Here is a 571-nt window from a genome sequence, read left to right on the forward strand (position 1 = left end):
TAAGGCGATCAGGCTGCGCGCTTCCCTTAACGGGCGGAGACCGGACGACCTGCAGCCGGGGGAGATCGGGCTGGAGCTCGGTGAGCAGCTGCTGCCTCGTGGGCGCGGCCCGGTCCTGTACTCCAGCTGGGAGGACACCGAGGTCGACCTCATGGCCCCACGGTCGGGCAAGACCACGGCGCGCAGCATCCCGCACGTGCTGTCGGCGCCTGGCGCGGTCGTGGCCACCAGCAACAAGGAGGACCTGTGGGCCGCCACCGCCGAGCTGCGCGAGCAGCGGGGCAGGGTGTGGCTGTTCGACCCGCAGTCCATCACCTACCAGCCGCAACGCTGGTGGTGGAACCCCCTCCGCGCCCTGGCGACGGTCGAGGATGCCCACCGCCTGGCCGGGCACTTCGTGCTCACCGTCGAAGACCCCGGCAAGCGGGACCTGTGGGGGCCCGCCGCCCAGGACCTGCTGTCGGCGCTGTTCCTCGCCGCGGCGACCTCCGGCCGCACCCTGCACCATGTCGCCCGCTGGCTGGATGAGCCCGCCGTCCCCACCCCGTGCGAGCTCCTCACCGAGGCCGGA

Annotated in this window: 1 protein-coding gene; it reads left to right on the forward strand. The window is 72.7% G+C overall.

Annotation, left to right across the window (positions count from 1 at the left end):
• Nucleotides 1-571: type IV secretory system conjugative DNA transfer family protein (locus AAH991_RS40220; RefSeq protein WP_346231203.1), on the forward strand; the 571-nt coding region annotated here is incomplete at both ends.

Source organism: Microbispora sp. ZYX-F-249 (assembly GCF_039649665.1).
In the GTDB taxonomy this organism is placed as follows: Bacteria; Actinomycetota; Actinomycetes; order Streptosporangiales; family Streptosporangiaceae; genus Microbispora; species Microbispora maris.